The 21,801-nt window shown below is 42.3% G+C and carries 27 protein-coding genes and 2 riboswitches; of the genes, 19 read left to right on the plus strand and 8 right to left on the minus strand.

The window, feature by feature from the left end; genetic code table 11:
* Window position 1 precedes the first annotated feature (1 nt).
* The 9 genes from thiD to AC3WTL_RS04920 all read left to right on the plus strand — a co-directional run bounded on the left by thiD (window position 2) and on the right by AC3WTL_RS04920 (window position 5,456).
* The gene (gene thiD, locus AC3WTL_RS04880) at window positions 2–823 is read left to right on the plus strand and encodes a bifunctional hydroxymethylpyrimidine kinase/phosphomethylpyrimidine kinase (RefSeq protein ID WP_492369139.1); all 822 of its coding nucleotides are present in this window, start codon (window positions 2–4) and stop codon (window positions 821–823) included.
* On the plus strand, window positions 813–1,472 hold the full coding sequence (thiE, locus tag AC3WTL_RS04885) for a thiamine phosphate synthase (RefSeq protein ID WP_197245757.1): 660 nt from the start codon (window positions 813–815) through the stop codon (window positions 1,470–1,472). The genes thiD and thiE overlap by 11 nt, the downstream gene beginning before the upstream one ends.
* A 133-nt stretch (window positions 1,473–1,605) precedes the next feature.
* Window positions 1,606–2,361 carry an exodeoxyribonuclease III gene (gene xth / locus AC3WTL_RS04890; protein WP_492369140.1) on the plus strand — a complete coding sequence of 252 codons (756 nt, stop codon included), beginning with the start codon at window positions 1,606–1,608 and terminating at the stop codon, window positions 2,359–2,361.
* 82 nt (window positions 2,362–2,443) lie between these two features.
* Window positions 2,444–2,701: a replicative helicase loader/inhibitor gene (locus tag AC3WTL_RS04895; protein WP_048011402.1), complete on the plus strand. Its 258-nt coding sequence runs from the start codon at window positions 2,444–2,446 to the stop codon at window positions 2,699–2,701.
* A gap of 51 nt (window positions 2,702–2,752) precedes the next feature.
* Window positions 2,753–2,852, plus strand: a riboswitch (guanidine-I (ykkC/yxkD leader).
* A 66-nt stretch (window positions 2,853–2,918) separates the two neighbouring features.
* The gene (locus tag AC3WTL_RS04900; protein ID WP_197245760.1) at window positions 2,919–3,257 is read left to right on the plus strand and encodes a DMT family transporter; all 339 of its coding nucleotides are present in this window, start codon (window positions 2,919–2,921) and stop codon (window positions 3,255–3,257) included.
* The gene (locus AC3WTL_RS04905) at window positions 3,254–3,568 is read left to right on the plus strand and encodes a DMT family transporter (protein ID WP_226620081.1); all 315 of its coding nucleotides are present in this window, start codon (window positions 3,254–3,256) and stop codon (window positions 3,566–3,568) included. Before AC3WTL_RS04900 ends, AC3WTL_RS04905 begins: the two co-directional genes overlap by 4 nt.
* Window positions 3,569–3,693: 125 nt before the next feature.
* On the plus strand, window positions 3,694–4,080 hold the full coding sequence (locus AC3WTL_RS04910) for a DUF302 domain-containing protein (RefSeq protein WP_197215264.1): 387 nt from the start codon (window positions 3,694–3,696) through the stop codon (window positions 4,078–4,080).
* A 116-nt stretch (window positions 4,081–4,196) separates the two neighbouring features.
* Window positions 4,197–5,045, plus strand: a complete 849-nt coding sequence (locus AC3WTL_RS04915) for a P-loop NTPase family protein (RefSeq protein ID WP_248347414.1) — start codon at window positions 4,197–4,199, stop codon at window positions 5,043–5,045.
* Entirely contained in the window at window positions 5,046–5,456 is a 411-nt protein-coding gene (locus tag AC3WTL_RS04920; RefSeq protein WP_492369141.1) for an HIT family protein, read from the plus strand. It abuts the gene before it with no gap.
* A gap of 32 nt (window positions 5,457–5,488) precedes the next feature.
* On the opposite strand, the gene AC3WTL_RS04925 is transcribed toward AC3WTL_RS04920, so the two are convergent.
* Together AC3WTL_RS04925 and AC3WTL_RS04930 are read right to left on the minus strand one after the other, a co-directional pair.
* Entirely contained in the window at window positions 5,489–6,502 is a 1,014-nt protein-coding gene (locus AC3WTL_RS04925; protein ID WP_404324249.1) for an AI-2E family transporter, read from the minus strand.
* Between the two features lie 41 nt (window positions 6,503–6,543).
* A complete protein-coding gene (locus tag AC3WTL_RS04930; protein ID WP_492369142.1) occupies window positions 6,544–6,852 on the minus strand; it encodes a hypothetical protein in 309 nt (102 codons plus the stop codon).
* A 105-nt stretch (window positions 6,853–6,957) separates the two neighbouring features.
* Here AC3WTL_RS04930 and AC3WTL_RS04935 point away from each other — a divergent pair, with 105 nt between their 5' ends.
* Entirely contained in the window at window positions 6,958–7,803 is an 846-nt protein-coding gene (locus AC3WTL_RS04935) for an SDR family oxidoreductase (protein WP_492369143.1), read from the plus strand.
* Here AC3WTL_RS04935 and AC3WTL_RS04940 read toward each other — a convergent pair.
* A complete protein-coding gene (locus tag AC3WTL_RS04940; RefSeq protein ID WP_241746523.1) occupies window positions 7,800–8,132 on the minus strand; it encodes a hypothetical protein in 333 nt (110 codons plus the stop codon). The two genes, AC3WTL_RS04935 and AC3WTL_RS04940, sit on opposite strands and share 4 nt — an antisense overlap.
* A gap of 166 nt (window positions 8,133–8,298) precedes the next feature.
* On the opposite strand from AC3WTL_RS04940, the gene AC3WTL_RS04945 reads away from it, so the two are divergent.
* Window positions 8,299–9,441 carry a metallophosphoesterase gene (locus AC3WTL_RS04945; RefSeq protein ID WP_197245775.1) on the plus strand — a complete coding sequence of 381 codons (1,143 nt, stop codon included), beginning with the start codon at window positions 8,299–8,301 and terminating at the stop codon, window positions 9,439–9,441.
* Window positions 9,442–9,466: 25 nt separating this feature from the next.
* Here AC3WTL_RS04945 and AC3WTL_RS04950 read toward each other — a convergent pair whose 3' ends face one another.
* The 5 genes from AC3WTL_RS04950 to pxpB form a co-directional block, all read right to left on the minus strand.
* On the minus strand, window positions 9,467–10,258 hold the full coding sequence (locus AC3WTL_RS04950; RefSeq protein WP_492369144.1) for a putative hydro-lyase: 792 nt from the start codon (window positions 10,256–10,258) through the stop codon (window positions 9,467–9,469).
* A gap of 20 nt (window positions 10,259–10,278) precedes the next feature.
* Window positions 10,279–11,469 carry an NRAMP family divalent metal transporter gene (locus AC3WTL_RS04955; RefSeq protein ID WP_222500373.1) on the minus strand — a complete coding sequence of 397 codons (1,191 nt, stop codon included), beginning with the start codon at window positions 11,467–11,469 and terminating at the stop codon, window positions 10,279–10,281.
* Window positions 11,470–11,653: 184 nt separating this feature from the next.
* Window positions 11,654–12,424, minus strand: a complete 771-nt coding sequence (locus AC3WTL_RS04960; protein ID WP_048011390.1) for a LamB/YcsF family protein — start codon at window positions 12,422–12,424, stop codon at window positions 11,654–11,656.
* 1 nt (window position 12,425) lies between these two features.
* On the minus strand, window positions 12,426–13,436 hold the full coding sequence (locus AC3WTL_RS04965; RefSeq protein ID WP_492369145.1) for a 5-oxoprolinase subunit C family protein: 1,011 nt from the start codon (window positions 13,434–13,436) through the stop codon (window positions 12,426–12,428).
* Window positions 13,433–14,143, minus strand: a complete 711-nt coding sequence (gene pxpB, locus AC3WTL_RS04970) for a 5-oxoprolinase subunit PxpB (protein WP_492369146.1) — start codon at window positions 14,141–14,143, stop codon at window positions 13,433–13,435. The genes AC3WTL_RS04965 and pxpB overlap by 4 nt, the downstream gene beginning before the upstream one ends.
* Window positions 14,144–14,480: 337 nt before the next feature.
* Here pxpB and AC3WTL_RS04975 point away from each other — a divergent pair, with 337 nt between their 5' ends.
* From AC3WTL_RS04975 to AC3WTL_RS05010, 8 genes are all read left to right on the plus strand, one after another.
* Window positions 14,481–15,203 (plus strand): CBS domain-containing protein, encoded by a 723-nt coding sequence (locus AC3WTL_RS04975; protein WP_492369147.1) that lies wholly within the window; start codon window positions 14,481–14,483, stop codon window positions 15,201–15,203.
* A gap of 502 nt (window positions 15,204–15,705) precedes the next feature.
* Window positions 15,706–15,748, plus strand: a riboswitch (PreQ1 riboswitch).
* A gap of 53 nt (window positions 15,749–15,801) precedes the next feature.
* Window positions 15,802–16,461 (plus strand): 7-cyano-7-deazaguanine synthase QueC, encoded by a 660-nt coding sequence (gene queC / locus AC3WTL_RS04980; protein ID WP_492369148.1) that lies wholly within the window; start codon window positions 15,802–15,804, stop codon window positions 16,459–16,461.
* A gap of 3 nt (window positions 16,462–16,464) precedes the next feature.
* On the plus strand, window positions 16,465–16,941 hold the full coding sequence (gene queD, locus AC3WTL_RS04985) for a 6-carboxytetrahydropterin synthase QueD (protein WP_163145070.1): 477 nt from the start codon (window positions 16,465–16,467) through the stop codon (window positions 16,939–16,941).
* A complete protein-coding gene (gene queE, locus AC3WTL_RS04990) occupies window positions 16,934–17,665 on the plus strand; it encodes a 7-carboxy-7-deazaguanine synthase QueE (protein ID WP_197215254.1) in 732 nt (243 codons plus the stop codon). Before queD ends, queE begins: the two co-directional genes overlap by 8 nt.
* Before the next feature lie 144 nt (window positions 17,666–17,809).
* Window positions 17,810–18,916 carry an ABC transporter ATP-binding protein gene (locus tag AC3WTL_RS04995; protein WP_076262260.1) on the plus strand — a complete coding sequence of 369 codons (1,107 nt, stop codon included), beginning with the start codon at window positions 17,810–17,812 and terminating at the stop codon, window positions 18,914–18,916.
* A complete protein-coding gene (locus tag AC3WTL_RS05000; protein WP_248347397.1) occupies window positions 18,906–19,709 on the plus strand; it encodes an ABC transporter permease in 804 nt (267 codons plus the stop codon). The genes AC3WTL_RS04995 and AC3WTL_RS05000 overlap by 11 nt, the downstream gene beginning before the upstream one ends.
* The gene (locus AC3WTL_RS05005) at window positions 19,710–20,513 is read left to right on the plus strand and encodes an ABC transporter permease (protein ID WP_061791717.1); all 804 of its coding nucleotides are present in this window, start codon (window positions 19,710–19,712) and stop codon (window positions 20,511–20,513) included. It begins immediately after the preceding gene.
* Window positions 20,510–21,583: an ABC transporter substrate-binding protein gene (locus tag AC3WTL_RS05010; RefSeq protein WP_197245796.1), complete on the plus strand. Its 1,074-nt coding sequence runs from the start codon at window positions 20,510–20,512 to the stop codon at window positions 21,581–21,583. The genes AC3WTL_RS05005 and AC3WTL_RS05010 overlap by 4 nt, the downstream gene beginning before the upstream one ends.
* Window positions 21,584–21,801 lie beyond the last annotated feature (218 nt).

The following is a 21,801-nucleotide window of genomic DNA, read 5'->3' on the forward strand; positions in this document are numbered from 1 at the left end:
TATGAAGGTGAACAAAGCATTAACCATAGCAGGATCAGACTCCGGCGGCGGTGCGGGTATTCAGGCAGATTTAAAAACCTTTCAGGAACTCGGCGTTTTCGGTATGTCAGCGTTAACTGCCGTAACGGCCCAAAACACCAGGGGAGTGCAGGGAGTTTATCCAATGACCCCAGATGCTGTTGCGTCCCAATTGCAATCCATTGGAGAGGATTTAAGGCCGGATGCAGTCAAGACAGGAATGCTCTTCAGTGCAGAGATTATCGAAAGGGTTTCAAAGGAGATTGCGAAATACGGCTGGGATAATATCGTCATTGATCCGGTGATGATAGCAAAAGGTGGAGCAAGCCTTCTTCAGACTGAAGCCATTATAGCGATGAAAAAGCATCTGATTCCGCTCTCGATGGTGATTACACCCAATATACCCGAGGCAGAGGTTTTAACGGATACTATTATTCGTTCAATGGAAGATAAACGGAAGGCAGCAAAAGAACTGTATAGGCTTGGTGCGAAACATGTCATCATTAAGGGCGGTCATGAGGAGGGAAAAATGGCTGCCGATCTATTATTTGACGGTGAAGGTTTTACCGAATTCAAGAGCAATAGAATCCAAACAGCCAATACACATGGGACAGGATGCACTTTTTCTGCTGCAATCACAGCCGGCCTCGCTGACGGTGTTTCTGTGCAACAGGCTGTTGATCGCGCAAAGCAATTTATTCAGGCAGCAATTGAAAATGACTTAAGAATTGGCAGCGGTCATGGACCAACCAATCATTGGGCTTATAATTTGAAGAAAAAGGAGAGCTTCATATATGGAAGTTAATCCTAAGCAAATACGAAATTGGCTTAAAGTTTATTTCATAATGGGGAGCGTAAATTGCCGCCATAAGCCTGAAGATATTCTCCGGTCAGCGATTAATGGGGGCATATCCCTGTTTCAATACCGTGAAAAAGGTGCAGGATGCCTGCACGGCAAAGAGAAGGAATCTCTTGCAAAAAGCCTTCAGGCAATCTGCAAAGAGAGCAATATTCCCTTTATTGTAAATGATGACATTGAATTGGCACTTAGTATCAACGCAGATGGCGTCCATATAGGCCAGGAGGACGAGCCGGCAGATGTGGTCCGCAGGAAAATCGGCAGCAAAATCCTTGGCGTCTCCGTGCATAATATGCTTGAAGCAGAAGCAGCGATCCGGCAGGGGGCAGATTACCTGGGCATTGGCCCTATTTATCCGACAAGCACCAAAAAAGATGCTAAAGCCGTTCAGGGTCTTACTTTTTTAAAGGAATTGAGAGCTGCTGATATCCAGATTCCTGTGGTAGGAATTGGGGGAATTAATTTTAAAAATACACCTCCCATAATGGATGCAGGAGCAGACGGTGTTTCAGTCATTACGGCAATCAGCCAGGCAGATTCCCCGGAAAAATCAGCCAGGGAGCTAAAAGAAGCAGTAATGAGAAATATCCATTAATTTTGTGCATTTTTTAAAAAAATCAGTATTGTCGATTGCCTTTCAAGTTTCAGTGTTTATTACTATGCAATTATTGAAAAGCCATGGTAATGTTGTACTCATACAGATTTTTTCGTAAGGAGATACAATTGCAATGAAACTCGTATCATGGAATGTGAATGGCATTAGGGCCTGTGTGAAAAAAGGCTTCATCGGTTACTTCAAAGAGGTGGATGCAGACATCTTTTGTATCCAGGAGTCTAAATTACAGGAGGGGCAGATTGAGCTCGTCCTGGATGGCTATCACCAATATTGGAATTATGCTCTGAAAAAAGGGTATTCCGGGACAGCTGTTTTTACGAAAAAAGAGCCGATTTCTGTTCGCTATGGGTTAGGCAATGATGAAACAGAACCCGAGGGCAGGATTCTTACGCTTGAGTATGAAGACTTTTATCTCGTGAATGTCTATACGCCGAATTCGAAGCGTGACCTGGCCCGCCTTCCATATCGTCTGGAATGGGAAGAGCGGATTAGGGAGTATTTACTTGAGCTGGATGGAATCAAGCCTGTTATTATGTGCGGTGACTTAAATGTGGCCCATAATGAAATAGATTTAAAGAATGCAAAATCCAATCGCGAAAATTCCGGGTTTACCGATGAAGAACGCGACAGAATGACCAGATTGCTTGGTTCAGGGTTTGTTGATGCTTTCCGCTATAAATACCCGGAAGCCGAGGGAGCCTATACATGGTGGTCCTATATGGCAAAAGTAAGGGAGAGGAATATCGGCTGGCGGATTGATTATTTTATAATTTCAGAAAAGCTTCAGGAAAAAATAATAGATTCACAAATTCATTGCGACATTATGGGAAGTGACCATTGCCCGGTAGCCCTTGAAATGGATCTATAGGATGAAGCCTCTGCAATGTGCAGGGGTTTTGTTTTAGGAAAACAGGCAATAATTGAATTAAGATTATCTAAAGGATGGTTATATGAACAAAACAGAAATGCTGAAGCTTTTTGTTCTTATTGAAAGAGTGTATCCGCCTTTCCGGATCAAAAACGAAATTGTTCATCATTATTTTGATCACTGTCTGGAGTTCGACTACGAAATAGCCTTTAACAGCATAAAAGAGCATATTAGGAAAAGTCCGTATCCTCCATCCATCAGTCATATCGGGTGCTCTGCTGAAATGGCAGACTGCCGAAATTGGGAACAAGAGTATGTCCTTGCAGATCATGTGTGTTGATATTGATGGAAAATGTTTTGGAAATTTGTTATAATGCCTGTAAATCAAATAATAAAGGTTTTCTAGGGTTCCGCAGCAGATGCTGGCCTGGTCCGAGAGAAAACTCATAGCTTTTATGGCTATGCCACGGAGGGATAAAAGCCTGGGAGATACTGATCATCAGATATCTTCCGGGCTTTTTTCTTTTTCAGGGAAAATTAATAAAGGAGCTGATTTCATGCAGTGGCTAAAGGTATTTATTGCAGCATTTTTTGAAGTGTTTTGGGTCATTGGCTTAAAGCATGCGGATGATCCCTTATCATGGGCAGGGACAATCATAAGCATCGCTGTCAGTTTTTATCTGATGATCATGGCGGGCAGGGTGCTGCCGGTGGGGACGGTTTATGCTGTCTTTGTTGGCATGGGCACCGCCGGGACAGTACTATCTGAAATTATATTTTTCGGAGAGCCTTTGAAATTATCTAAAATCATTCTGGTTTTTGTTTTATTATTAGGAGTCCTTGGTTTAAAGCTGGTGACAAACGAGGACGAATCAAAAGGAGCTGAAAATTCATGAGCTGGCTGTATCTGATTCTAGCGGGAATTTTTGAAATGATCGGTGTCACCATGATTAACAGCTGGCATCAAAACAGGAACTGGCGGTCCTTACTTCTGCTTATTGGCGGCTTTGGCGCCAGCTTCCTGTTCCTGTCTTTGGCCATGAAAGAACTGCCGATGGGCACAGCTTATGCCGTCTGGACAGGAATCGGCGCCGCCGGTGGAGCGATCCTTGGCATGATCCTGTACGGAGAACCGAGAGACGCCAAACGAATATTCTTTATTGCAATGGTATTAAGTGCGGCAATTGGGTTAAAACTTGTGTCTTAGCTATGAAACCCGGTCTAACCAAGAAACGCTCGCCATCAATATCTCATAGCAGTTCACCAGCATTCCATAGTAAAAAAACAGCAGTTTGTTCATATTAAAAAGGACATGAAAAAGAGGTGACTGCTATGAATTTTGATTACACAGTTGAATCAGAGAAATCCATTGAAGAAACAATTGCAGCATTGGAAACACATTTAAAAGAAGAAATGTTTGGTGTACTCTGGACTTTTGATATTAAAGAGAAGCTGGAGGAGAAGGGCTTTCATCTGGATGAAGAATTTAAGGTCCTTGAAGTTTGTAATCCCCAGGAGGCGGAGAGAGTACTGAAAGAAGATAAAATCGTTGGCTATTTTCTCCCCTGTAAAATCGTTGTATATAAAGAAAGCGGCAAAACAAAGATAGGATTGCCAAGGCCAAGTGTGTTAATGAGCATGATGGAAAGTCAGAAACTTAAAGAAATGGCATCAGATATAGAGAAGCGCCTGATTGCCTGCCTGGATAAATCCGTTTAAGCATTTTCTATAATAAATAAACTTCCTTCCAAAGACAAACAGTAATTAACACTGTTTGTTTTTCTTTATATGTCTTACAATAGAATATGAATTTTAAATATTGTGAAGGTGAATCCATGCATACAAAATTAATTTTAATCGAGGGACTGCCGGGTTCTGGCAAATCCACTACGGCAAGATTGGCCTATGATGTGCTTAGGCAAAACGGCATCGATGCAGAAGTATATTACGAAGGTGATCTCGACCACCCGGCCGATTATGAAAGTGTCGCTTTCTTTACTAATGATGAGTGGCAGCTCTTATTAGAAGAATTCAGCCCTTTCAGAGATCAACTATCAGAGAAAAGCATTTCACAAGATAATGGCTTTTTGCTGCCTTATAAAAAGCTTGGATCTGATATGCCAGATATATTTTATGAAAAAGCATCTAAACATGATATCTATGAGCTGCAGCTGGAGCAAAATATTCAACTCATCACTCAAAAGTGGGCAACATTCGCCAGGCAAGCTGAAAACAGCAATAAAGTTCACATTTTTGAATGCTGTTTTATCCAGAATCCCGTTACGGTCGGAATGATTAAATATGGGGCTCCCCAAACAAAGCTGCTGGATTATGTTTTAGCACTGGAAAATTCGGTAAAACAGCTCAATCCGATGCTAATTTATATCAATCAGGATAACATAGACTACTCCTTCAAAAGAGCAATAAAAGAACGGCCGAAAAGCTGGTCTGAGGGCTTTATCCATTATTATACCCGGCAAGGATACGGAAAGCAGAATCATCTAAGCGGGGAAGAGGGCACTATAAAGATTCTAAAAGCTAGGAGACAGGCTGAAGAAGAGATTCTGAAAAAACTGACTATCCGAAAGACCATAATCAATAACACTGCCTATAATGAGCATTCCCACAAAATCGCTTTAGAGAATTTCCTGATCAATAACCCTGTTAGGAAAGGAAATGATTAAATGACACATCAGGAAAATTGTCCTTTTTGCAGTCCGCACAAGGATCTACGCCAGAATATCATTTTTGAAAACAGCACTTGTTATTTTCTTCAGCACGATAAAGAACAGGACGTTTTAGAGGGCTGCGGGGTCATTGTGCCAAAAGCACATCATTCAGATGCCTTTCACTTAACGGCTGAAGAGTGGAAGGATACATATGAACTTCTTCAAAAAGCGAAGGATTATTTGGAAACAAAGTATGCACCAGATGGATACACTCTTGGATGGAATGTGGGTGAAGCTTCCAATCAATCCATTCTTCACAGCCATCTGCACGTCATACCCAGATATAGTGATGAACCTCACGCAGGAAAAGGGCTCAGACATTGGCTGAAGCAGCATGAAAATAAAAGAGGCGCAGTGAATAAATAAAAAACACACAGCAGGACTGTGTGTTTTTCAAGTTACTGTATTTGAGGCGGATTGCTTTTGACTTCAAGTACATCCAAAAGAAACACAAATACCGGTATACCGACAATCAATCCCCAGACACCGAAGAAATGCTCAGAGAAAATCAGAACAATGAACGTATAAAATACCGGCAAATCCGTTTTGGAAGACATAAGCTTCGGGTTTAAAATATAGGCTTCAATTGCATGGATCACCATAATTAACAGGAGGATATAAAACACCTGGATGAAGCCGCCTAGTGAATAGGCAATTGTACATAAAGGAACCAGGGAAATAATCACGCCTGCTACCGGAATCAGACCAAGCAGGAAAATAAGTATAGACAAGCCCATCAGGTGCGGGAAGTCCATGATCCAAAGGGCAAGTGTTGTCAGGATACAATTTACTGTGGCAATAACCACCTGCGCTTCAATAACTTTTCCAAATGTTTGCACGAACTTACTTCCAAAATAGGAAATCTCATTATAAAAGGCAGCCATTTTGCTGTATTTGAACTTTAAAGTAAACTCTGTCAGTTTAGGCTTTTCAAGCAGGAAGAACAAACTCAGGATAAGCGACAGCAATACTTGAATTGCAATATGGCTAATATCGGAAAAATATTGAAGCAGGAACGCAAAGCCCTGTTCGAGATACTTCGTAACTTCATTTCTTTCAAGCATTTGCACAATGTAAGTGATGACAATATTGTCATGCTTCTGAGTATAAAAGCTTTCAACCTGCTTAAACAGCTGAGAAATTTCAGTTACTATTAAAGGAAGATACTTAATAATTCCGATAGAGAGAAGGCCGATTATTCCTATATAAAGGGTTACGACTGTCAGTTTTCTATTAAGTTTAAATCTCGATAGGACCAGTTTCACGAGCCTATCCATCAAGAAAGAAAAAATAAAAGTAATCAGGATTAAATTAATCATGCTTCTCGACAGGTAAAGAGCCAGAACTATAATGCCAAAAATGACGAATCGTTTAAAACCGTTATTATTAAAAAGTGATTTAATCGTTTCCAATTCCATTCCTCCACACTTTAGTAGGTTTCTTCAGGGTTCCATTAAATGCGGAGATAATTACTCTGAAACATGTAAGGTGTCATGTACTCGCTGCTTCTATGGAATGCAGCAGATGCAAGAGTCTGAAAATACATCTGCCGTGATTTAAAATTGTTTGTCTTTGCGGTTGTTTTTACTGCAGTTGCCAGTGTGCTGCAAAAAGCAGGGTTTTTCAGGGCTGGTGAATCGATCACAATGGCATCTCTTCCCAGGTCATTGAAATCTATCTGTTCCTGGCTTTGCTCCACTGCCGGAATCAAACCGTATAAAAGCAGGAAAATGCTGATAAATATATGAGCCAACTTGTTCATCCTCTTATTTTCAATATATTTATTATTTTATAATACTTTTACATTTAATTATATATCTATTTACATTCGAAATTAAATAATTCTGACCGGAGAGGATGAGGGTATTTGAAAAGGAAATATGCAGTCATTACTGGCTGTTCCAGCGGGTTTGGAATATTAATGGCCATTGAGCTGGCAAAGAATGATTTTCAAGTTCTTGCAACAATGAGAAACTTGGATAAAGGCAAAATTTTAATGGAGAAAGCTGATAAAGAGGGAGTACTTGCTCAGATTTCCATTCACGAATTGGATGTTACTTCATCATCTTCTATTGAAAATTTTAAAAGCAAGCTGCTCCAATTGCCTTCGGTTGATGTTTTAATCAATAATGCAGGCTATGCAGGAGCAGGATTTGCAGAAGAAATCCCGCTGGATGAGTATAGAGAACAGTTTGAAACAAATGTCTTTGGAACGATTGCCGTGACACAGGCAGTTCTGCCATTTATGAGGGAACAGCGATCAGGTACTATCATAAACATCAGCTCAATCAGCGGAAGAGTGGGTTTTCCAGGCTTATCGCCATATGCCGCCTCAAAATTTGCAGTAGAGGGCTGGAGTGAATCACTTAGGCTTGAAGTCAAACCGTTTGGAGTAAATGTGGTGGTGATTGAGCCGGGATCCTTCAGGACAGGCATTTGGACAACAGGCAAAAAGATAGCGGAACCCTCATTGAAGAACGACTCGCCTTATTACTCGTATATGACAAAAATACAGAGGTACCTTGATCAAGGGGAGCCCTTTTATGAAGATCCACTTATCGTTGCGAAAAAAGCAGTCGACATCATCAGGGAAAAAGAACCTGCACTCAGATACCCTGTAGGAAAGGGTGTCCGAACAAGAATTCGCCTGAAACACCTTCTGAGCTGGAAAGCATGGGAGAAAGTCATATTCAAGACACTTTATAAAGATTAATTAATAAACAAATATCCTGTAATGATGAATCCAACGATAAAAAAAACAAAAGTTCCAGCAAGAAATGGATTGAGATTAATGAAAAAATCTGCTCTTTCTTCTTCATTCATATGAGTCATCATATTTAATTTTGAATCGGCAATTACATTATTAGTCCAGGCATCACCCTGTGAAAAGGTAAATAAACTAAGTGCAAATAGGAGAAAGCTGCTGTAGGCAAAGGTATCAAGAAGAGGAAAGTTGAGAAGTAATGACACAACCGCTGCTAAAATGGATTCTAAAACAAAAAATAATAATGCCCAAATCCAAAACTTTCTTTGCTTAACCATAAGAGGACCTCCTTATTTCATTTCTTTTTTATACCGAATAATGGACAAAAAGGTTTCAAAATTTTCCTTTTTTTCTTCTTTTTTCTTAAGTCCCCAATCTCTGATTAATTTTCTTACATCTAGAGAAAATAAGAAAACTAATCTTTGATCGTCTGGGGGAGTTGGAATGAAAAAGGGAATGAAAAAGTATACTATCACACTGTTATCATTCATAGCCCTGCTGCTTGTCTGGAACCAGACGGAAGCTGAAGTATCCGGACCGCCAACCATCCATCTGCGCGTGATGGAAACCACTGATCTGCATGGAAATATGATTGGTTATGATTATGAAGACCGCAGGAAAACAGTAGAGTTTGGGCTTTCCAGGACGGCCAGCCTGATTAAACAGGCTAGAAAAGAGTCTCCTAACTCCCTTTTATTTGATAATGGGGACATTCTTGAAGGCAATGGGCTCGATGAATATGCCTATAGAAGCCATCCGCTTGACATGGCTAATGTCCATCCTGTTTTTAAAGCTATGAATACGCTGCTTTATGACGCTGCAACAGTGGGAAATCATGAATTTAATTACGGAATTGATTTTATGGAAGAAAGCCTCAGGGGAGCCAACTTTCCTTATGTGAATGCAAATATCTATGTGGAAGACGGCAATCAGCTTGAAGAAGATGACCTCAATTATTTTAACCCCTACACCATTATAGAGAAAGAAGTGACAGATACAGCTGGAGCAAAGCATCAGCTGAATGTCGGAGTCATCGGCTTTATTACTCCGATTGTTGCGGAGTGGAATAAAGAGTATTTTCGCGGGAACCTCAAAGTGAAAAATATAAAAGAAACGGCAGAGCACTTTATTCCTATAATGAAAAGCAAAGGGGCAGATATCATTGTGGCCCTTGCACATACCGGCCTCCAATCCGATAAAGGGCTGGAGGAGAAAAAGGGCAATTCAGTTCAGGCACTCAGCAAAGTTCAAGGAATAGATGCCATTTTATTCGGTCACAGCCATTCTGTTTTTCCTGTCAAAGATGAGCTGCAAAAGGTGCCGGGGATCGACTTGAAGACAGGAACCATTAATGGAACAGCTGCTGTACAGGCTGGATACTGGGGCAATCATCTCGGTTTAATCGATTTGAAAATAGCCTTTGAAGATAGAGAATGGAAAGTAAAAAGCAGTCTATCCTCCATCAGGCCTGTTTACCGGACTATCAAAAGTAAAAAGAAGGAAGTCATCCCGGCGGACCCGTTAATAGAGCAGATTATGAAAAAAGATCATCAAGATGCACTGGATTTTTTAAAACACAAAAAGTAAAAGGCGCCTAATGGGCGCCTTTTTCCTATAAAACCGAAAACTCTTCATTTTTTAAATCAGTAATAAACATATGTCCCGGTGCATGTGTAATCATAATTTCCGGCTTCACATGCATGGCAACTGCCTGAGGAGTGACGCCACAGGCCCAAAAAACAGGTACCTCTCCATCTTTAATCGTAACGGCATCGCCAAAATCGGGCTGATGTATATTATTTATGCCGATTGCTTCAGGGTTGCCAATATGGACAGGGGCACCATGGACAGAAGGGAATCGGCTTGTCACCTGGACAGCCCGAATAGCTTCCTTTTCTGTCATCGGCCGCATACTCACAACCATCGGCCCTTCAAACCGGCCTGCCTTCACACACTCAATATTGGTTTTAAACATCGGGACATTCCGATTTTCCTCAATATGGCGGATAGGGATATTATTTTTCAGCAATGCTTCTTCAAACGTAAAACTGCATCCGATCAGAAATGCCACCATATCATCATCCCAATAAGATGTGATGTCTGAAAGCTCCTCAGAGAGAACACCGTTTTTATAAATCCTGTATTTGGGCAAATCTGTTCTAATATCAGCATTTGGAGCTGACAGCATCGGCACAGGAGACCCAGGTTCTGTCACATCGATGATTGGGCAGGATTTTGGATTTCTTTGGCTGAAAAGGAGAAACTCAAAAGCCAACTCCTTTGGCAATATGGCAAGATTTGCCTGAATGTAGCCGTTTGCCATTCCAGCTGTCGGCTTATCCCATTCCTTGCTGCGGATTAATTTGCGCGCCTCATCAGGTTTCAATAGAGAAGGGGAGTTCATATAAAAATCTCCTTTCATGTTTATTTAAACAGCTCAGGGATACCGTTGATTAATGAGTAAACCCCCATGTAAGACATGGCAATCACGATAATGACTCCGAAAATGGTCATCCAGAGCGGATGTTTATAATCGCCGACAATTTTGGTTTTATAGGCAGCAATCAGCATTACTCCTAATGCAATTGGCAGGATTAAACCGTTTAATGAGCCCACTAAAACCAGGATTTTTACCGGCTTTCCAATTAAAACAAAAACAAATGTAGAAACGGCAATAAAACCGACAATCACCCATTTATGATATTTCTCGACAGCAGGGCTTAATGTCCGAATGAAAGAGACAGATGTATAAGCTGCACCGACTACAGATGTTATGGCAGCTGCCCACATTACGACTCCAAACATCTTATAGCCAATATTGCCCGCAGCCAGCTGGAAGACAGAAGCTGGCGGGTTGGATGGGTCCAGTGCCAAGCCTTGCGAAACTACACCAAGTGCTGCGAGGAAAAGGAAGATACGCATTATGGAAGCAATCCCGATTGCACTCACAGAGCTCTTTGTGACTTCAGGAAGAGCTTCTTTTCCTTTGACACCTGCATCAATTAGGCGATGGCCGCCAGCAAAAGTGATATAGCCGCCGACCGTACCGCCGACAAGTGTAATAATGGCCAGGATATCAATTTTGTCTGGAACAAACGTTTTGACGACAGCTTCACCAACAGGAGGCTGTGCTGTGAACATAACATAAAGAGTAAGCCCAATCATGACAAATCCTAAAATCTGTGTGAAGCGGTCCATTAATTTTCCCGCTTCTTTTACAAGAAAAATGCCGATCGCCAAAATTCCGCTTAAAAGAGCACCGAATTCAGGAGAAATGCCGAATATAACATTAGTACCTAAGCCGGCACCGGCAATATTTCCGATATTAAAAGCCAGTCCGCCCATGACAATCAGTGCAGCCAGGAAATATCCGAGGCCCGGCAGGACATCATTGGCAATATCCTGGGCCCGTTTTTCAGACACAGCAATAATTCGCCAGATATTCATCTGTGCACCAATATCGATAATAATAGAAATTAAAATGACAAACCCGAAGCTTGCAAGCAGTGTTTCTGTAAAAACGGTCGTCTGAGTCAGAAAGCCTGGTCCGATGGCAGATGTAGCCATAAGGAAGGCAGCGCCAAGTAAAAGACTGGCATTAGATTGCTTTTTCATTCATTTTCCCCCAATAAATTAATTTGTGGTTTTTTTATGCTGTTCGCGCTGGCAGATTTGCTGTGTAAGGTATCAATCCGCTCGATTAAGGTCGTTAAGCACGGGAGAATCCACCATAAACTGCACCAATCCGCTCAATAAATGCCACTTGCACAATTGTTCATTATCTCCATCTATACCAATTTTATTTCAAAAACTCACTGATTTTTGCCACCTGGATACCCGCTTCATTAAGCGCCTTCGGGATATATTGGGCAAATTCCAGGGCGCTTTCACCATCGCCGTGGATGCAGATCGTATTGGCCTCAATGGAAACATCAGTACCCTGAACAGAATGAACTTTTCCTTCTTTGACCATGCGGATTACCTGATTAACAGCAGCGCTGTGATCTGTAATTAGTGCATTGCTCTCCCTTCTTGATGTAAGCGATCCGTCCTCCTGGTAGGTCCGGTCTGAAAATACTTCATTCGCAGAACGGAGGCCAATCTTCCTGCCGGCTTTAACCAGTTCGCCCCCTGAGAGACCGAACAGAATCAGTTCTGGATCCACTTTGTAAACAGCTTCTGCGATTGCTTCCGATAACGGTGCGCTTTTTGAGGCCATGTTGAACAGTGCACCGTGCGGTTTAACATGTTGAAGCTTTCCGCCTTCTGATTTAACAAAAGCATATAAAGCGCCAATCTGATAGACCACCAGGTCATAGGCTTCCTGAGGGGTGATATTTATATCTCTCCGGCCGAAACCATGCAGATCCTGGAGTCCCGGATGGACACCCAGGCCAACATTTTTATCAAGCGCCATCCTGACTGTTTTTCTCATGGTCGCCGGGTCGCCGGCATGGAAGCCGCAGGCGATATTGGCTGAGGTAATGTGGTCCAGAATTTCCTCATCCCGCCCCATTTTGTAGGAACCAAAGCTTTCTCCCATATCACAGTTAATGTCTACAATGTGCATGTTAATTTCCTCCTCTGGTTTTTAAAAATATGCCTTGTTTTAACTCCTTTAATTTCATTTCTCTCTTAATGAGTAATTGCTGCGCCTGTTCATTTGATATCTCTGCAAACCGTAAGGCGTCTCCTGGTTTAGCTTGTGCCAGAAAGGGAAGATCGACAGCTGCAACCTGTCCAATTTTCGGATATCCGCCGGTTGTCTGCCTGTCAGCAAGCAGGACAATCGGATTCCCATCAGGCGGAACCTGAATGGACCCAAAATTGACGGCCTCAGATATTTGTTCAGCATGCTCTGACAGGGCAAGGGCAGGGCCCTTCAATCTGTATCCCATCCTGTCAGATTGCGCTGTCACCTCGAAAGCATGATTAAATAGCTGAATCCTGCTTTCATAGGTAAATAAATCAAATTGACGGCCCCTGGTGATTCTGATTTCCGGATTCCCCACAGTTTCCGGAATGAGTTTTGGAGCAATGCCCCAGTCGTTTTCAACAAAAGCTTTATCCAGGAGCTGCTTTGATAAATAGTTCTTCATTTTCAACGACTGGAGGGAAGGTTTGCCGGTTTCCAGCACATCTCCAGCCTTTAATGCTCTGCCTTTAAAGCCGCCAATCCCAGCGCGCAGGTAAGTGGATTTACTGTTCATTACTTCCGGAACGGCAAAACCGCCGGAAACAGCCAGATAGGCCCGGCACCCTTTTTGGCATCCTCCGAATTTAAGTTCACTGCCTTTTTTCGCAAAAACAGAGCGCCATGTCCGAATTGGCTGGCCATTGATTGAAGGGGAAAGGTCACCGCCGCAGATTGAAATTAATGTGTCTTCTTCAAATGTCAGGGTTGGACCCATCATCGTTATTTCCAATGCAGGATCATTTTCCTCATTGCCGGACAGCAGATTGGCCATCCGATGTGAAAAAGGATCCATGGCCCCGCTGGCTATGACGCCAAACTTCTGATAGCCGGTTCTCCCCAAATCCTGAATGCTTGAAAGGAGTCCAGGCTTTAACACTTTAATCATTGATCCGTCTCCTCCCAATGATGGTATTCTTCCAGACTGATTGGCCTGAATTTAATTTTATCGCCAGCTTTTAACAAAGTAGGGGATTCATCCATTGGGCGAAACAGCTTAACCGGAGTACGCCCGATCAGCTGCCAGCCTCCTGGCGTCTCGATGGGGTAAATCCCGGTCTGCATCCCGGCAATCCCAACTGTACGTTCGGGAATTTTTAACCGTGGTGTATCCCGTCTTGGCGCGGCAATTTGTTCTGACATTCCGCCGATAAAAGGGAAGCCTGGCGCAAAGCCGATCATATAGACCAGATAGCTGCCTGAAGAGTGAATTTCTATTACTTCATCAGGGGTAAGGCCATTATGTTCGGCAACATAATCAAGATCAGGGCCAAATTCTCCACCGTAGCAAACCGGAATTTCCACTATTCTTGCTTCCATTGCCTTATTTTCCCCCAGCTCTTCCATAAGCGGTTTTAGGAGAGAACATATGAAGTCAAATGGAAGTTCTCCATCTGAAAGCTGATAGATCTCAAATGGATTATAAAAAACAGTAACGGTTGTATAAGCGGGTATGTATTCAATCATCCAATTCGGAGGATGTTTCTCGAGAAAGGCTGTCAGTGTCTGCACTTTTTGATGTGCATCCTCACTGATTTCGTTCCCAAGTTCAATAAGAACGGCATTATCTCCTAAAGGATGTACAGTGTAATCCATTATTTCACCTGCTTTCGCACTAAATGTAAGGAGCTGAAGGTTGGAAAATATTATTCAATAATAATAAATAGCCTTTTTCACCGAGACGAAATACACATATTATTCTTTCCTAAAAAAAGGGAAATCTATGTTTATTCACGTTAGAGCGAAAAAATTTATTAGTAAACTTATATATTTATGCAATATCTTCAGCTAAACAATATAATATCATATAATAGATTGAAAATTCTATTTGTGCAAATTATTCTGCCGGAAGGCGAACCAGAATCTTCATAGTTTATTTTGTCCTCTAATATGGGAATAAAGTAGGGACATTATGAATTAGGGAGAGATTATTGTGGGTGCAGATAGAGAAATGAACTTATCAGAAAGATTTGAGGCAGCCTTTAACCGAATTCACAAGGCTTTGAAACAATCTGCTAAACAAGCCAGAACAGACAGGTTTTATAAGCTGATTGAAATACAGAAAAACCATTCGCTGATTCGATTATATGAGGATGATTTACATCAGTTTGCCAAACTGAGAAATGCTATTGTTCATGAAAAAATTGATCTGGATTATTATATAGCAGAACCGCACCTGGAAACGGTGGAAAAAATTGAACGGATTGCCGGCCATTTTGAAAAGCCCAAAACCGCGATTTCGATTGCTGCCACACCGGTATTTTATTTTTATGAAGATGGCAAGCTTTCAGATGTACTGGCCATTATCAATAAATTCTCGCATTCCCAGTTTCCCATTTATTCGCGGGAAGAGGAATATTCCTGGCTGTTAACATCAGCGGATATTGTAAAATGGATGGCAGAGCATTTTACTGAAGAAACGATCCAGCTGAAAAAGGTGAAAATCAAAGAGCTTTTCAACAAGAAATCGAAGCACCAAATAGCCTTTGCCGGAACGAATACCTCTATTTTCGATTTAGAGGATATGTTTGAGGAGAGCAGAAATAAAAATGAAAAACTTGAAGGGATCATTGTAACCGAGAATGGAAAGCCGACCGAAAAACCAAAAGGCATCATTACAGCCTGGGACCTGCTGGAGGCAGATTCAGAAAATTAGATAAAGTGAAACTTCAATCAGTGGGGGTTTTCCTCATCCCCCACTGATTGTTAGTCGCGTTCTAGTGTCGCTAAGATCTCCGCTAGCGCTTCGATCAATCGACACTACGAACCCGATTGGTTCAACTAAGCCTCTGCCTGCGCATCGGCAAGTTTCACTGTATCTCACCAATCGGGCCTTTACATTATAAAGCGAGGCGACTTGCCCAGGGGTGACAAGCATAAGACGAGTAGCTGGAGGGAAGTCCCTTTCTTCCCACCAGCTGATTGGCTTATGACCTCGAGCCCCTAGGAGCCGCAGCTAGATTGGGCAGTTTGATCCCCACTTATCCTCCTTTGATTCCTCTGAATCTTGAAGTGGGGGTCTTACTGCCCGTTAGACTGCGATAATATTTTGCATGATTTAGAATTATAAAACTTTTTATTTGAGTATAAGTAATACCTTCTAAAACTCCGGTAAAGATGATAATATAAACTGATAGTTCAATAGAAAATCCGTGTATGCGGTAGAGGTTCTAGCTACCCTCTTTAAAAAACTAAGGAAAACAGGTCTGCTTTCTTAGTGGTCCTGTTTTTTCTATGTTAAAGGAGAATTTTTTATGGAAAATGATAAAGCGCTCGTTGTATTCAGCGGCGGCCAGGATAGTACTACCTGCTTATTCTGGGCAAAGGAACGTTTTGCCGAGGTGGAAGCAGTCACTTTTAATTATAATCAGCGGCACAAGCTTGAAATTGAATGTGCCCAGCAAATAGCAAAAGATCTGGGAATCAGGCATCATATCCTTGATATGTCCCTGTTGAATCAGCTTGCCCCAAACGCACTGACCCGTGATGATATTGAAGTAAAGGATGGAGAGGAAGGCGGGCTTCCATCTACATTTGTACCCGGGAGAAACCTGTTATTCCTGTCATTTGCCGGTGTGCTTGCGAGTCAAATCAATGCAAGGCATATTATTACAGGTGTGTGTGAGACAGATTTCAGCGGCTACCCTGATTGCCGGGATATGTTTATAAAATCACTGAATGTCACACTGAATCTGTCTATGGATGGGCAGTTTGTGATCCATACACCTTTAATGTGGCTCAATAAAGCTGAGACCTGGAAGCTGGCAGATGACTTGGATGCCCTTGAGTATGTGCGTAATAATACGCTGACATGTTACAACGGCATTCCGGCAGATGGCTGCGGTGAGTGTCCTGCATGCCATTTAAGACAAAAGGGCCTTGAAGAATACCTCAATGAAAAGGGGGAGCTTTAAGCCATGTACGGATTTAGGATTGTTGATAAACTCCAAAAAATCAATGAAGACATTAAGCCGGATCAGCTGAAATACCACCATAAGCGTGTAATGGTCAGCAAGGAATTCACTTTTGATTCAGCCCATCATCTGCATTGTTATGAAGGCAAATGCAAAAACCTGCACGGCCACACCTACAAGGTGATTTTTGGCATAAGCGGATTTGTGGATGACAGAGGGTTAATGATAGATTTCGGCGACATAAAAGAAATCTGGAAAAATGAGATTGAGATATTTCTTGACCACAAGTATCTGAATGAAACGCTGCCGCCGATGAATACGACAGCTGAGAATATGGTTGTCTGGATTTATGAAAAAATGCAAGAAAGCCTGCAAAACAGAATAGAGCAATATGACGGTGCAAGAGTTGAATTTGTGCGCCTTTTTGAAACTCCAACAAGCTATGCTGAGGCAAGAAGGGAGTGGATGGAGGTTGAGTAAGATTCCTGTACTGGAAATCTTCGGGCCGACCATTCAGGGGGAAGGAATGGTGATTGGCCAGAAAACGATGTTCGTCCGTACAGCAGGATGTGATTATTCCTGCAGCTGGTGTGATTCCTCTTTTACTTGGGATGGAAGTGCGAAGGACAGCATCCGCCAAATGGAACCGGATGAAATTTGGAAGGAGCTTAAAGAACTCGGCGGGAATGGATTTTCTTTTGTAACTATCTCAGGCGGCAATCCGGCTCTTCTGAAAAATTTGGGTGAATTTATTGCTCTGTTAAAAGCTGAACGAATTAAGCTCTGCCTGGAAACACAGGGCAGCCGCTGGCAGGATTGGTTTTATGAAATTGATGAACTCACCCTGTCCCCAAAGCCGCCGAGTTCGGGCATGAATACGGACTTCGAGGTGCTTGATCTGATCGTGAATAAACTGCAGGCCGGCAGAAGGGAAGATCAGCAGTTCTCTCTGAAGATCGTTGTTTTTGATGATGCGGATTATGAATATGCGAAAGACGTTCATAAGCGTTATCCCGGGGTTCCGTTTTATCTGCAGGTTGGAAATGATGATACTGTAACAGCAGATGACCGGAATTTACTCCAGAGACTCCTTGATAAATATGACTGGCTTATTGAAAAAACGATTCATGACAATGAGCTGACAGATGTGAAAGTACTTCCGCAGCTGCATACCTATGTATGGGGCAATAAGCGGGGAGTATAGCAACCGAAATCCCGCATACAAGATGCGGGGTTATTTTTGTATAGTAATTGCAATATATGACAGATTTCGGGCAATCTATGATATTATACGTTTGAACTTAACAAGGCATACGTGCTGTAAATTTCGATAGATAGGGAGAGTTAGATGACAGATAACACCATTATCCGTTTTAATTCGGTGACAAAAAGATATGATAATGATCCGCCAGTTCTAAAAAATGTCAGCTTTGAAATTGAACGCGGGAAGTTCTATACCCTGCTGGGTCCATCGGGCTGCGGGAAAACGACGATTTTGCGGCTGATTGCCGGCTTTACTGAACCTTCTGATGGGGATATCTATTTTAATGGAAAAGTCATTAATCATGTTCCCGCCAACAAAAGGCAGGTAAACACGGTTTTTCAGGACTATGCCCTGTTTCCGCATCTGAATGTATATGAAAACATAGCATTCGGCTTAAAAATCAAAAAAATGAAGAAAGCGGAAATTGAGAAAAAAGTAAAAGAAGCACTGAAGTTTGTAAATCTTGAAGGTTATGAAAACCGGGAAATTAAAGAAATGTCAGGAGGGCAGCGCCAGCGTGTTGCCATCGCAAGGGCCATTGTTAATGAGCCTGAGGTCATTCTCCTGGATGAGCCCCTATCCGCACTTGACCTGAAGCTGCGGACCGAAATGCAGTATGAACTTAGAGAGCTGCAGAGGAATCTTGGCATCACGTTTATTTTCGTAACACATGACCAGGAAGAAGCACTTGCCATGTCAGATGAAATCTTCGTGCTTAACAGCGGAAGCATTGAACAGAGCGGTACTCCTACTGATATTTATGACGAGCCGATCAATCGCTTTGTAGCAGATTTTATTGGTGAATCCAATATTGTTGCCGGAACGATGATCAAGGATTATCAGGTCCAGTTTGCCGGAAGGTTATTTGAGTGTGTTGACGGAGGCTTTGAGCCCAATGAAGAGGTTGAGATCGTGATTCGGCCTGAAGATCTCGCTATTACAGCCCCGGATGATGGGAAGCTGAAGGTTAAAGTTGACTCCCAGCTATTCAGGGGAGTGCATTATGAGATCAGCTGCTATGACAGCGATGGCAATGAGTGGCTCGTCCATTCAACCAAAAAGGCGACCGTCGGGGATCAAATTGGCCTTCATTTCGACCCTGAAGCGATTCACGTCATGAGGCATGGGGAAACCGAAGAGGAATTTGATAAGCGTCTGGAAGCTTATGAAGAGGGAAGCCATGAAAACTAATTCCCGCAATTTTTATTTAATTCCTTATGTGCTTTGGATTGCCCTCTTTGTTGTGACGCCTTTGCTTCTTGTCCTGTATTATTCGTTCTTTGATATTGAAGGGCATTTCACATTGGAGAATTATCGCAAATTCTTTACGCCTGTTTATTTAAAAATGACGCTAAGCTCCTTTTGGTATGCCTTTTTAATAACGCTATTTTCATTGCTGATCGCTTATCCGACTGCATATTTGCTTACGAAAACGAAGCATAAGCAGCTGTGGCTGTTATTAATCATCCTGCCATCCTGGATTAATCTGCTTTTGAAAGCCTATGCTTTCCTTGGCATCTTCGGTACATACGGCGCTGCGAATAGCTTTCTGGAAGCGATGGGAATCGGCGGAAGACAAATCCTGTTTACGGATTTCAGCTTTATCTTTGTGTCGGTCTATATATTTCTTCCTTTTATGATATTGCCGATATTTAATTCTTTAGATGAATTGAATCCAACGCTTTTGGATGCTTCCAATGATTTGGGCGGTTCTTCCTGGGTAACATTCAAGCGTGTTATCTTTCCTTTGACACTGGATGGCGTGAAAGCAGGATGCCAGATTGTCTTTATCCCTGCTTTATCTTTATTCATGCTGACAAGACTGATTGCAGGAAACCGTGTCATTACTCTTGGAACCGCCATTGAGCAGCACTTTCTTGTAACACAGGATTGGGGAATGGGCTCTACCATTGCCGTCTTCCTGATTATTGCCATGGTACTCATTATGGTGCTGACAGGCAGAAGAAAGCGGGGGATCTTATAAATGAAAAAGAACAGGAAATGGCCGGCAGTTTACTTGGCTCTTATCTTTATCATCCTGTACGCCCCGATCTTTTACTTAATATTTTATTCTTTCAACAGCGGAGGAACCATGTATCAGTTCGAAGGATTTACTTTGGATTGGTATCGGGAGCTGTTTGCGGATACCCGATTGCTCATTATTGTCCTGAACACTGTGATTATTGCTCTTTTATCTGCAGCGATATCCACCATCATTGGAGTGGCCGGGGCACTTGCAATTGCTTATGCACGAAAACGCAGAGTAAAAAACACGCTGCTGTCACTGAATAATGTGCTGATTGTCAGTCCGGATGTCATTATTGGCGCGTCGTTTTTAATTCTTTTTACGATGATCGGACTTAAGCTTGGATTTGTATCTGTTTTACTGGCACACATCGCTTTCAGTGTTCCGATTGTCGTTCTGATGGTTTTGCCTAAGATTGAAGAGATGAGCACATCGATGATTTATGCTGCCATGGATCTTGGGGCCAGCAGGTTGGATGTTCTGACTAAGGTCATTCTCCCTTATATCACTCCTGGAATTTTCGCAGGCTTTTTTATGGCCCTGACCTATTCTCTGGATGATTTTGCCGTCACTTTCTTTGTTACAGGCAATGGCTTTACCACTTTGTCTGTTGAGATTTATTCCCTGGCAAGAAGAGGAGTTTCACTAAATATCAATGCTTTATCCGCTTTGCTTTTCCTATTTACCATCATTCTGGTTACAGGCTATTACTTTATTACAAAGCGCAATGAGAAGCCGAATGGAATGGGGGTAAGGCAATGAAGAAGCTTATTCAGGCGCTCGCCGCCGTATTAATCGTTTCATTCGCCTTGTTGTACATCGTTTCCGGGCTGAATTCCTCCCAGGGCTACACAAGCGGCAATACATTGACCATTTTTAACTGGGGCGATTATATTGATGCAGACCTGGTCGATAAGTTCGAACAGGAAACAGGCATTAAAGTCATCTATGAAACATTCGATTCCAATGAAGCGATGATGACGAAAATTGAACAGGGCGGCACAGCTTATGATATTGCAGTTCCATCAGAATATGCGATAGAAAAAATGAAGGAAGAAAACCTGCTGCTGCCGGTTGATCATTCTAAAATTCCAAACCTGAAATATATTGATCCGCGTTTTATGGACCTGCCTTTTGATCCTGAAAATGAGTATTCAATTCCCTATTTCTGGGGCACAGTCGGTATTCTTTATAACACCGATATTTTGGGTGATAAAGAAATCACGAGCTGGAATGATCTGTGGGACCCTGAATTAAAAAACCAGATCCTCCTGATTGATGGGGCAAGGGAAGTAATGGGCATGGGGCTCAACAGTCTTCATTATTCTCTGAATGACAAAGATAAAGACCATTTGATCGAAGCTAAAGAAAAACTCGATCGCCTTACACCTAACATTAAAGCTATTGTGGGTGATGAAATCAGAATGCTGATGGAAAATGATGAAGCCGGCATTGGCGTGGTTTGGTCCGGCACGGCACAGGAGCTTATGTGGGAGAAGGATAATCTTGAATATGTAGTTCCGGAAGAAGGCTCCAATCTCTGGTTTGATAATATGGTCATCCCTAAGACTGCTAAAAACCCGGAAGCGGCACACCAGTTTATGAATTTCATCCTTGACCCGGAAAATGCGGCGCAAAATACAGAATACGTCGGGTATTCGACGCCAAATAAAGAGGCGCTGAAATATATGGACGAAGAAACAATCTCTGACGAACGATTTTATCCGGATGAAGAAATGACAGCGCGGCTGGAGGTTTATGAGAACCTGGGAAAAAGGATGCTCGCTTATTATAATGAGCTTTTCCTTGAGTTTAAAATGCATAAGAAATAAAGTGAAACTTCAATCAGTGGGGAATGCTTTTCTCCCCGCTGATTGTTAGTTGAGGCCCACAGGAAGTGGGTCACAAAGAAGTTGCCACAGGACAAGGAAAGCTACGGCAGCGATACATCGCACGACCGAAAGCAGCAGCTTTGGGAGGACGTGGCGTTCTTAGTCTTTGTTCGCTTTTCGGCCTTTGCGGGCAGTTTGTTCCCCACTTATCTTACAAT

This window comes from Cytobacillus sp. EB106-05-05-XG126 (assembly GCF_058791715.1).

Excerpts from the sequence above, each read along its gene's own strand:
- pxpB (WP_492369146.1), bottom strand. The coding sequence starts at position 14,143 with ATGGATTACACTGTACATCCTTTAGGAGATAATGCCGTTCTTATTGAA.
- AC3WTL_RS04945 (WP_197245775.1), top strand. The coding sequence starts at position 8,299 with ATGAAAAAGGGAATGAAAAAGTATACTATCACACTGTTATCATTCATA.
- AC3WTL_RS04950 (WP_492369144.1), bottom strand. The coding sequence starts at position 10,258 with ATGAACTCCCCTTCTCTATTGAAACCTGATGAGGCGCGCAAATTAATC.
- AC3WTL_RS04965 (WP_492369145.1), bottom strand. The coding sequence starts at position 13,436 with ATGATTAAAGTGTTAAAGCCTGGACTCCTTTCAAGCATTCAGGATTTG.
- AC3WTL_RS04910 (WP_197215264.1), top strand. The coding sequence starts at position 3,694 with ATGAATTTTGATTACACAGTTGAATCAGAGAAATCCATTGAAGAAACA.
- AC3WTL_RS04920 (WP_492369141.1), top strand. The coding sequence starts at position 5,046 with ATGACACATCAGGAAAATTGTCCTTTTTGCAGTCCGCACAAGGATCTA.
- xth (WP_492369140.1), top strand. The coding sequence starts at position 1,606 with ATGAAACTCGTATCATGGAATGTGAATGGCATTAGGGCCTGTGTGAAA.
- AC3WTL_RS04960 (WP_048011390.1), bottom strand. The coding sequence starts at position 12,424 with ATGCACATTGTAGACATTAACTGTGATATGGGAGAAAGCTTTGGTTCC.
- AC3WTL_RS04940 (WP_241746523.1), bottom strand. The coding sequence starts at position 8,132 with ATGGTTAAGCAAAGAAAGTTTTGGATTTGGGCATTATTATTTTTTGTT.
- AC3WTL_RS04955 (WP_222500373.1), bottom strand. The coding sequence starts at position 11,469 with ATGAAAAAGCAATCTAATGCCAGTCTTTTACTTGGCGCTGCCTTCCTT.
- thiE (WP_197245757.1), top strand. The coding sequence starts at position 813 with ATGGAAGTTAATCCTAAGCAAATACGAAATTGGCTTAAAGTTTATTTC.
- queC (WP_492369148.1), top strand. The coding sequence starts at position 15,802 with ATGGAAAATGATAAAGCGCTCGTTGTATTCAGCGGCGGCCAGGATAGT.
- AC3WTL_RS05010 (WP_197245796.1), top strand. The coding sequence starts at position 20,510 with ATGAAGAAGCTTATTCAGGCGCTCGCCGCCGTATTAATCGTTTCATTC.
- queD (WP_163145070.1), top strand. The coding sequence starts at position 16,465 with ATGTACGGATTTAGGATTGTTGATAAACTCCAAAAAATCAATGAAGAC.
- AC3WTL_RS04930 (WP_492369142.1), bottom strand. The coding sequence starts at position 6,852 with ATGAACAAGTTGGCTCATATATTTATCAGCATTTTCCTGCTTTTATAC.
- AC3WTL_RS05005 (WP_061791717.1), top strand. The coding sequence starts at position 19,710 with ATGAAAAAGAACAGGAAATGGCCGGCAGTTTACTTGGCTCTTATCTTT.
- AC3WTL_RS04895 (WP_048011402.1), top strand. The coding sequence starts at position 2,444 with ATGAACAAAACAGAAATGCTGAAGCTTTTTGTTCTTATTGAAAGAGTG.
- thiD (WP_492369139.1), top strand. The coding sequence starts at position 2 with ATGAAGGTGAACAAAGCATTAACCATAGCAGGATCAGACTCCGGCGGC.
- AC3WTL_RS04995 (WP_076262260.1), top strand. The coding sequence starts at position 17,810 with ATGACAGATAACACCATTATCCGTTTTAATTCGGTGACAAAAAGATAT.
- AC3WTL_RS05000 (WP_248347397.1), top strand. The coding sequence starts at position 18,906 with ATGAAAACTAATTCCCGCAATTTTTATTTAATTCCTTATGTGCTTTGG.
- AC3WTL_RS04915 (WP_248347414.1), top strand. The coding sequence starts at position 4,197 with ATGCATACAAAATTAATTTTAATCGAGGGACTGCCGGGTTCTGGCAAA.
- AC3WTL_RS04900 (WP_197245760.1), top strand. The coding sequence starts at position 2,919 with ATGCAGTGGCTAAAGGTATTTATTGCAGCATTTTTTGAAGTGTTTTGG.
- AC3WTL_RS04905 (WP_226620081.1), top strand. The coding sequence starts at position 3,254 with ATGAGCTGGCTGTATCTGATTCTAGCGGGAATTTTTGAAATGATCGGT.